At 70.8% G+C, this 8,045-nt stretch carries 6 protein-coding genes; 5 read left to right on the top strand and 1 reads right to left on the bottom strand.

Annotated elements, in window-relative coordinates:
* Nucleotides 1–194: 194 nt before the first annotated feature.
* The 5 genes from ACZ6SD_RS32680 to paaZ all read left to right on the top strand — a co-directional run bounded on the left by ACZ6SD_RS32680 (nt 195) and on the right by paaZ (nt 6,901).
* Nucleotides 195–1,943 carry a sodium/solute symporter gene (locus ACZ6SD_RS32680; RefSeq protein WP_465320892.1) on the top strand — a complete coding sequence of 583 codons (1,749 nt, stop codon included), beginning with the start codon at nt 195–197 and terminating at the stop codon, nt 1,941–1,943.
* 65 nt (nt 1,944–2,008) lie between these two features.
* Entirely contained in the window at nt 2,009–2,335 is a 327-nt protein-coding gene (locus tag ACZ6SD_RS32675) for a DUF485 domain-containing protein (protein ID WP_465320891.1), read from the top strand.
* Nucleotides 2,332–3,957, top strand: a complete 1,626-nt coding sequence (locus ACZ6SD_RS32670) for a solute symporter family protein (protein WP_465320890.1) — start codon at nt 2,332–2,334, stop codon at nt 3,955–3,957. The genes ACZ6SD_RS32675 and ACZ6SD_RS32670 overlap by 4 nt, the downstream gene beginning before the upstream one ends.
* Before the next feature lie 159 nt (nt 3,958–4,116).
* Nucleotides 4,117–4,767, top strand: coding sequence for an HNH endonuclease family protein (locus tag ACZ6SD_RS32665; protein ID WP_465320889.1), 651 nt, complete (start codon nt 4,117–4,119; stop codon nt 4,765–4,767).
* A 112-nt stretch (nt 4,768–4,879) separates the two neighbouring features.
* The gene (gene paaZ, locus ACZ6SD_RS32660; protein ID WP_465320888.1) at nt 4,880–6,901 is read left to right on the top strand and encodes a phenylacetic acid degradation bifunctional protein PaaZ; all 2,022 of its coding nucleotides are present in this window, start codon (nt 4,880–4,882) and stop codon (nt 6,899–6,901) included.
* A gap of 29 nt (nt 6,902–6,930) precedes the next feature.
* On the opposite strand, the gene ACZ6SD_RS32655 is transcribed toward paaZ, so the two are convergent.
* Nucleotides 6,931–7,515 carry a snapalysin family zinc-dependent metalloprotease gene (locus ACZ6SD_RS32655; protein ID WP_465320887.1) on the bottom strand — a complete coding sequence of 195 codons (585 nt, stop codon included), beginning with the start codon at nt 7,513–7,515 and terminating at the stop codon, nt 6,931–6,933.
* Nucleotides 7,516–8,045 lie beyond the last annotated feature (530 nt).

Genomic DNA, 8,045 nt, shown 5'->3' with positions numbered 1-8,045 from the left:
CCCACCCGTCTTTCCCACGACGGGATCTTCCTTCGTAGGGGCCCCAAAGAAACCACTCCACCCCATCGAGCAACCCCACCAACCCAGCCACCCCACGAACCTGTTCCACCCCGTCGAGCGGACCCCACAACCCAGCCATCCCAGGAACCCGCTCCACGAAAGCCCAGAGCAACCCCCACAGAACCGGACCACCAGTGATCGCCCTCTTCGCGGTCGCCCCCGTAGTCCTGGTGACCCTGCTAGTCGGCCTCCGTGGTGTAGCCGCCATGCGCACCACCTCCGACTTCCTCGTCGCCTCCCGCCGGGTCTCGCCGCTGGTCAACTCAGCCGCCGTCTCCGGCGAATACCTGTCCGCCGCCTCGTTCCTCGGCATCGCGGGCCTCATGGTCAAAGACGGCGTCGGCGCGCTCTGGTACCCAGTCGGATTCACCGCAGGCTACGTCGCCATGCTCGTCCTGGTCGCCGCCCCGCTTCGGCGTTCCGGCGCCGTCACCGTGCCGGACTTCGCTGAGGCGCGGCTGGCGTCGAAACCGTTGCGGCGGTTGGCCGCCGTGGTGGTGTTGGTGATCGCGGGGCTGTACCTGGTGCCGCAGTTCCGCACCGCCGGGCTCGTGCTCAGTGTGGTCAGCGGAAGTCCCTACTGGGTTGGAGTGGTGATCGCCGCCGTCGTGGTGAGTGTGACGCTCGCGGCGGGTGGGATGCGGGCGGCGACCTATGTGCAGGCGTTCCAGTTCTGCTTCAAGCTGCTGCTGTTCATCGTCCCCGCGATCTGGCTGCTGTCGCAGGCGGGCCCGCAGACCCGCCACGACGCCCTCCACCCGGTGGAGTTCACGCATTTCGCGGCGAACACGCCGGTCGACTTCGAGGTCGAGGTCACGCTCGAAGTACGGGAGCCGACCGTGCTGTTGGACCCGGAACGGGTCGTGCCGCCGGGGGAGTTGCGGGTTCCGGCGGGTGCCACTCTGGTCTTCGCCGAGGGAGCGGCGGTGCCGGGGGTGCGCGGCGGGGCCGCGCCGGGTGGGCCGGGGTGGCAGCGGCCGTTGCTGGATCTGCGGGACGCGGGGCATCCGCTGTTGGGCACGTGGGCGGTGCTGTTCGCCACGATGCTCGGCACCATGGGGCTGCCGCATGTGCTGATGCGCTTCCACACCAGCCCGGACGGCCGCGCGGCGCGCCGCACGGCCGCGATCACCGTGGCGCTGCTCGGCGTGTTCTACCTGTTCCCCGGTGTCTACGGCACGCTGGCCGCGGTGCTCGTGCCGCACCTGTACCTCTCCGGCGCGACCGACACCGCCGTGGTCGCCCTTCCGTCTCAAGTGGACAGTGGGATGGCTGGGACGTTCTTCACCGTGCTGCTCACCTCGGGCGCGTTCGCCGCGTTTCTGGCCACCTCGCTGGGATTGCTGCTCGTCGTCGCGGGGGCGATCTCGCACGACCTCGCGCCGGGCGGGGTGGCGCGGCTGCGCTACACCGTCGTCGCCGCGGCGGCGGTGGTCGTGCTGCTCGCCCTGCCCTCGGCCCGGCTGGACGCGGGTGTGCTCGTCACCTGGGGGTTCACCGTGGCCGCGTCGACGTTCTGCCCGCTGCTGGTGCTCGGCGTCTGGTGGTCGCGGCTCACCGCGACCGGAGCCATCGCCGGGGTCGCCGTCGGCCTGGCCGCGTCGGCGGGCGCGATCGCGGCCACTCTGTTCGGACCGCAGGTCGAGGGGTGGCCCGCGATCCTGGTGGCCCAGCCCGCGCCCTGGTCGGTGCCGCTCGCGTTCGGCGCGATGATCGTGGTGTCGCTGTTCGGCCGCCCGCCGTCCTGGTCGGCGGCGGCCATGCTGCGCCTGCATCTGCGCGAGCGCCGCACCCTCGCGCCGACCCGTGACCTGGGCCACTCGTCGTGGTCCGCGCGCCGTTCGTCGGCCGTTCGTCGCGTCACTCGTCGTTTGGGCCGGTGATCACGCTCCGGGTAGGGGCACTTCCTTACCGTGACGGGGTCACTCCCCGAACCGAGGAGGCACCCATGAGCACACCCGAGCCGCATGAGGACTGGGCCGAAGTCCAAGCGGGCGCGGAGTTCACCGAGTTACGCAGGCGGCTGCGCGTCTTCGTGTTCCCGATGACCGCGCTGTTCCTGCTCTGGTACCTGGTTTACGTGCTGCTGGCCGACTACGCGCACGGGTTCATGTCGACCAAGCTGGTCGGCGACGTCAACGTCGCGCTGGTGCTCGGCCTGGGGCAGTTCGCGTCCACCTTCGCGATCACCGCCCTGTATGTCCGCTACGCCAACCGAAAACTCGACCCGCTCGCCACGAAGCTGCGCGCCGACCTCGAAGGAGCCGCGGAATGAGCGGGCTCGCGGCGGGCGTGACCGGCAACAGCCCCGCCCTCAACATCGCGATCTTCGGCGCCTTCGTGGCGATCACGCTCGTGGTCGTCTTCCGCGCCAGCCGCAACACCAAGACCGCGGCCGACTACTACGCGGCGGGCCGGTCGTTCACCGGCCCGCAGAACGGCGTGGCCATCGCGGGCGACTACCTCTCGGCGGCGTCGTTCCTGGGCATCGCGGGCGCGATCGCGCTCAACGGCTACGACGGATTCCTCTACTCCATCGGCTTCCTGGTCGCCTGGCTGGTGGCGCTGCTGCTGGTCGCCGAACTGCTGCGCAACACCGGCAAGTACACGATGGGCGACGTGCTGGCGTTCCGGATGCGCCAGCGCCCGGTCCGCGCCGCCGCGGCGACCTCGACCATGGTCGTGTCGTTCTTCTACCTGCTCGCGCAGATGGCGGGCGCGGGCGGCCTGGTCGCGCTGCTGCTGGGCATCACGTCGAAGACCGGCCAGTCCGTGGTCATCGCGGTCGTCGGCGTCATCATGATCGTCTACGTGCTGGTCGGCGGCATGAAGGGCACGACCTGGGTGCAGATCATCAAGGCCGCCCTGCTGATCACCGGCGCGCTGGCGATGACGGTCTGGGTGCTGGCGAAGTTCGGCTTCAACCTCTCCAGCCTGCTCGGCGCGGCGGTGGACGCGGGCGGCGCGTCCGGCGAGGCGCTGCTCAACCCCGGCAAGCAGTACGGCGGGTCGGCGACCAGCAAACTCGACTTCGTCTCCCTCGGCTTGGCGCTCGTGCTCGGCACCGCGGGCCTGCCGCACATCCTCATGCGCTTCTACACCGTCCCCACCGCGCAGGAGGCCCGCCGGTCGGTGGTCTGGGCGATCTGGCTGATCGGCGTGTTCTACCTGTTCACCCTGGTCCTGGGCTACGGCGCGGGCGCGATCGTCGGGCCGGACGCCATCCGCAACGCCCCCGGCAAGGCGAACTCGGCCGCGCCGCTGCTCGCCCAGGCGCTCGGCGGGCCGGTCCTGCTCGGGCTCATCGCCGCGGTCGCGTTCGCCACGATCCTGGCCGTGGTCGCTGGCCTGACCATCACCGCGTCGGCGTCCTTCGCGCACGACATCTACGCCAACGTCATCAAGAAGGGCCAGGTGGACGACAAGGACGCCGAGGTGCGCGTCGCCCGGATCACCGCCGTGGTCATCGGGATCGTGGCCATCGTCGGCGGCATCGTCGCCAACGGGCAGAACATCGCGTTCCTGGTGGCGCTCGCCTTCGCCGTCGCCGCGTCGGCGAACCTGCCCACGATCCTGTACTCGCTGTTCTGGAAGCGGTTCAACACCTCCGGCGCGCTGTGGAGCATCTACGGCGGCCTGGTGTCGAGCATCGTGCTCATCGTGTTCTCCCCAGCGGTGTCCGGAAAGCCCGCCACCGCGGCCACCCCGTCGATGGTCCAGGGCGTCGACTTCCACTGGTTCCCGCTGGAGAACCCGGGCATCGTGTCGATCCCGCTGGCGTTCTTCCTCGGCTGGCTCGGCACGGTCCTGTCCAAGGAGCGCCGGGACGACAAGTACGCCGAGATGGAGGTCCGCGCGCTGACCGGCGTCGGCGCGGAGAAGGCGGTCGCGCACTAGAGCCGTGTGACGGCGATCTCGGCCGGCCGTCCGGCGTGGCTCCCGGCCGGTTGGCGCCTGAACCCGAATATATGCGGGCAAAGCTGCATATTCTCGGGAGTGATTCATGCGCCAACCGGCTGCCACCGCGCTCGTCGTCCGGCTCGCGGGCGGCCTCCCGTGAAGCGCCTGCTCCCGGTCGTCGCGCTGATCGTCGCCGTGGTGGTCCTGGCCTGGGCCACGAACTGGTTCAGCGCGGGCCAGCCGAACACGCCGCCGTCCTCGGTGTCGCCGACCGACGCCCGGCAGCGGCTGTCGGAGCTCGCGGTCAAGCCCGCGGGCTCGATGGCGGGCTACTCACGGGACCGGTTCCCGCACTGGGCCACGGTCGAGGGCGCCTGCGACACCCGCGAGACCGTGCTCAAGCGCGACGGCGTCGACGTCAAGACCGACGCGGAATGCCGCGCCGTGTCCGGTAGCTGGACGAGTCCCTACGACGGCGAGACCTGGACCAAGGCCGCCGACATCGACATCGACCACTGGGTGCCGCTGGCCGCGGCCTGGCGCAGCGGCGCGGCGGAGTGGACCGACGAACGCCGCAGGGAGTTCGCCAACGACCTCGCCCACCCCCAGCTCATCGCGGTGACCGACAACGTCAACCAGAGCAAGGGCGACCAGTCTCCCGACCAGTGGAAACCGCCGCTGAAGACGTACTGGTGCGTCTACGCCGCCAACTGGATCGAGGTCAAGCACGTCTACCAGCTCTCCGTCACCGCCCCGGAGAAGGCCGCGCTGCTGGAGATGCTCGCCGAATGCGGCCCTACCGGGTAGGCGGGAGTCAGGTCGTCGGCCCGCCACTGGGCCGGGCGCGGCACTACCATCGGAACCGGACGGTCGGCACGCGCGGCGACGACGCCGCCCCGGCCTCGGGAGGTCGAGTTCGATGGCGGTTCTGCGCAGCTACGTGTCCGGCCGCTGGCAGCGCCCGGACGACGGGGCGCCCCTGCACGACGCGGTCACCGGCGCGGAGGTCGCCCGCATCTCCTCCGCTGGCATCGACATGGCCGCCGCCCTCGACCACGGCAGGCGCGTCGGCGGGCCCGCCCTGCGCGAGCTGACCTTCCACCAGCGCGCCGCGCTGCTCAAGGTCCTCGCCTCGCACCTCACCGAACGCAAGGACGAGCTCTACGCCCTGTCCACGCGCACCGGGGCCACCCGGCGCGACGCGCAGATCGACGTCGACGGCGGCATCGGCGTGCTGTTCGCCTACAGCGGCAAAGGCAGGCGCGAACTGCCCAACGCCAAGGTCTACCTCGACGGCCCCGTCGAGCCGCTGGGCAAGGGCGGCACTTTCGTCGGCAGGCACATCGCCACCCCGCTGCGCGGCGTCGCGGTGCAGATCAACGCGTTCAACTTCCCCGTCTGGGGGCCGCTGGAAAAGCTCGCCCCCGCCTTCGTCGCGGGCGTGCCCAGCCTGGTCAAGCCCGCAAGCCAGACCGCGTACGTCACCGAGAAGCTGGTCGAGCTGATCATCGACTCGGCGATCCTGCCCGAGGGCAGCCTGCAACTGGTCAGCGGCGGCGCGGGCGACCTGCTCGACCACCTGACCCCGCAGGACCTCGTCTCGTTCACCGGCTCGGCGTCCACCGCCCGGAGGCTGCGCGCCCACGACACGATCGTGCGGCACAGCGTGCGGTTCAACGCCGAGGCCGACTCGCTCAACTGCTCGATCCTCGGCCCGGACGCGGGCCCGGGCACGGCCGAGTTCGACCTGTTCGTCAAGCAGCTCGTCACCGAGATGACGGTGAAGGCGGGCCAGAAGTGCACCGCGATCCGCCGCGCCATCGTCCCCGCCGCTCTGCTGCACACCGTCGCCGAGGCCACCGCGGAACGGCTGTCGACGGTGACGGTCGGCAACCCGGCCAACCCGGACGTGCGCATGGGCGCCCTGGCCGGTCTGGAGCAGCGCGAAGAGGTCCGGCGCTCGCTCAAGGCCCTGCTCGCCGTGGGCACTCTCGTCTACGGCGATCCCGAGCGGGTCGAGGTGGTCGACGCCGACCCCGAGCGCGGCGCTTTCCTGTCCCCGGTGCTGCTGTGCGCGGAGGACCCCGAGCGCGCCGAGCCGCACGAGGTCGAGGCGTTCGGCCCGGTCAGCACCCTCATGCCCTACACCTCCACCGAGCACGCGGTCGAGCTCGCCGCGCGCGGCCAGGGCAGCCTCGTCGGGTCCGTGGTCACCGCGGACGCTGACTTCGCCCGGGACGTCGTGCTCGGGGCCGCGCCGTGGCACGGCAGGCTGCTCGTCCTCGATTCCGACGACGCCAAGGAGTCCACCGGCCACGGCTCGCCGCTGCCCGCGCTCGTGCACGGCGGCCCCGGCCGGGCGGGCGGCGGGGAGGAGCAGGGCGGCATCCGGGCCGTGCTGCACCACCTCCAGCGCACCGCCGTGCAGGCCAGCCCCAAGGTGCTCGCCGCCGTCACCGGCGAATGGGTGGCGGGCGCCCCGCGTGAGGAGGGCGTGCACCCCTTCCGCAAGTCCCTGGCCGACCTGCGCGTCGGCGACTCGGTCGTGGCCGGTCCCCGGATGGTCACCCAGGCCGACATCGACCACTTCGCCGAGTTCACCGGCGACACGTTCTACGCGCACACCGACCCGGCGGCCGCCGCGGCGAACGAGTTCTTCGGCGGGATCGTCGCGCACGGCTACCTGGTGCTGTCCTTCGCCGCGGGACTGTTCGTGTCCCCGGAGCCCGGCCCGGTGCTGGCCAACTACGGCCTGGAGAACCTGCGGTTCCTCTCCCCGGTCTACCCGGGGGACGAGTTGACCGTGACGCTGACGGCCAAGCGGATCACCCCGCGCGAGAACGCCGCGTATGGGGAAGTCCGCTGGGACGCCGACGTCACCAAGCAGGACGGGACCTCCGCGGCCAAGTACGACGTGCTGACTCTCGTCGCGAAGTCCTGACCCCGCTTGGCGAACGCGGCGGACCCGGCCTACGCCGCGTCGCTGACGACCAGGGTGAGCGGCGTGTCCTGGGTGGCGACGGCGGTGGCGTAGTTGCGCTGGACCACCGAGCGCTCGGCGGGGTTGGGCTGGGCGTTGGCGCAGGTGACCGGAGCCGAACTGCCGGACATCAGGTCCGCGCACAGCCCGGTGCGCCGGTCGGGCAGCCCGAGCGAGTGACCGAACTCGTGGGCGATGATCCGCAGCGGGTTGTACCCCTGCTGGACGGCCTGGCGGCCGAACCACACGGTGCCCGTGCCGGTCGCCCGGATCGGGCCGAGGGTCGCGCGGGGCCACCCGTCGTCGGCGATGACGCGGATGTTGACCCGCTGCCCGGCGGCCGCCTTGACGATCCGCACGTTGCTCACCGCCGCGTTCCACACGGCCGCGCCATCGGCGACGACGGACTTGAACTCGCCCGCGAGGCTGTCGTCGTAGGTGAGGGTGGTGACCGCGGCCGGGGCGATGGGCGCGGCGGCGGCGGGCGTCGCCCCCACGACCACGGCCGCGCCGAGCGCGGCGTTGGCCGTGACCAGCGCGAGAGTGCGTCGAAGCGTGGACTTGGTCTTGAGCATGGATGTGCTCCTGCCGATTAGCGGCCCGCCGGTAGGCAGGCCGATCCCGATGGCCAAACCATGCGTACTCGCCCCTTTACCCACTCTCGGGGGAATAGTGACCGCCGTCACAAGAGTTCACATTCCCAGCTTCGTCGGGGCCGCTGGAGCGTCGAAGTTGTCCGTGCACCGCACTTGATCAGCGAAAACGCGCTCCGCGACGGCTTCTGGTGGCTATGGGCGACTCGGTCCTGGTCGTCCGGCCGCCGCGCTCGGGTCGGACCGTGAAACCCTTGTGGCACAACGGCTTTCGCCGCTCGGCAGCGGGCTGCCGCCGGGTGTGGACCCCCCGATTTGATCCCGTGTTGGCGACCGTGTAACTTTCTTCCTGTCAGCGCGACACGGGCCGGAAAAACCGGAACGAGCGAAGACACTCCAAAGACTAAGAAGACAAACCAGCCTCGGATGAGGTCGCCTTGTTTGGCGGTTGATTCGGATGTGCGTGTGTTGTTTGAGAACTCAACAGTGTGCCGATTTAAGCCAGTAGAGCT

The organism is Actinokineospora sp. NPDC051303, from assembly GCF_055586285.1.
The sequence above is the reverse complement of the archived record's forward strand: the minus strand, read 5'-3'. Positions and strand labels throughout refer to the sequence as shown.

What these genes read in the sequence shown, in the direction of transcription:
- ACZ6SD_RS32675 (WP_465320891.1), top strand. Translation starts at nt 2,009, where the DNA reads ATGAGCACACCCGAGCCGCATGAGGACTGGGCCGAAGTCCAAGCGGGC.
- ACZ6SD_RS32670 (WP_465320890.1), top strand. Translation starts at nt 2,332, where the DNA reads ATGAGCGGGCTCGCGGCGGGCGTGACCGGCAACAGCCCCGCCCTCAAC.
- paaZ (WP_465320888.1), top strand. Translation starts at nt 4,880, where the DNA reads ATGGCGGTTCTGCGCAGCTACGTGTCCGGCCGCTGGCAGCGCCCGGAC.
- ACZ6SD_RS32655 (WP_465320887.1), bottom strand. Translation starts at nt 7,515, where the DNA reads ATGCTCAAGACCAAGTCCACGCTTCGACGCACTCTCGCGCTGGTCACG.